Source organism: Clostridioides sp. ES-S-0005-03, assembly GCF_020658455.1.
Classification (GTDB): Bacteria; Bacillota; Clostridia; order Peptostreptococcales; family Peptostreptococcaceae; genus Clostridioides.
The window spans coordinates 1-875 of the sequence record NZ_JACVWI010000019.1 but is presented as its reverse complement, the minus strand read 5'-3'; the positions used below and the strand labels follow the sequence as shown (position 1 = coordinate 875).

1 pseudogene is annotated in these 875 nt (G+C 34.1%); it reads right to left on the bottom strand.

The features are described 5' to 3' along the window. Nucleotides 1-875 (bottom strand): annotated as a pseudogene (locus IC218_RS21530) (hypothetical protein); the annotation flags it as partial.

Sequence of the window (875 nt, the reverse complement as noted above, 5' to 3'; positions counted from 1 at the left end):
TTTTTAACTTCAAATGTTGTATTTTTTGCTGAATCTGTAGCAGTTGTTTCAGATACTGCTCCTGCCTTAACTAATACACTTACATTATTTAAATCATTTTGTACAGCTGGGACTGCTGTTCCTGATACTGTTATTGTTATTGTATTTGCTGATGAATCTCCCACTGCTGTATAATCTAAGCCTGATGGTAATCCTGTTACTTCAACATTAGCTTTCACATCTCCATCTTTTACTGTTCCTTTTGTTAGTGTTAGTACATATGTGTTATCTGATGGATCTACTGTTTCATCACCTGATGTCATTTTTATTTGTTTATCTGTTGCATCAAAAGTTAATTCACCTACTGCTGGTGCCACATATTTTTTAACTTCAAATGTTGTATTTTTTGCTGAATCTGTAGCAGTTGTTTCAGATACTGCTCCTGCCTTAACTAATACACTTACATTATTTAAATCATTTTGTACAGCTGGGACTGCTGTTCCTGATACTGTTATTGTTATTGTATTTGCTGATGAATCTCCCACTGCTGTATAATCTAAGCCTGATGGTAATCCTGTTACTTCAACATTAGCTTTCACATCTCCATCTTTTACTGTTCCTTTTGTTAGTGTTAGTACATATGTGTTATCTGATGGATCTACTGTTTCATCACCTGATGTCATTTTTATTTGTTTATCTGTTGCATCAAAAGTTAATTCACCTACTGCTGGTGCCACATATTTTTTAACTTCAAATGTTGTATTTTTTGCTGAATCTGTAGCAGTTGTTTCAGATACTGCTCCTGCCTTAACTAATACACTTACATTATCTAAATCATTTTGTACAGCTGGGACTGCTGTTCCTGATACGGTTATTGTTATTGTATTTGCTGATGA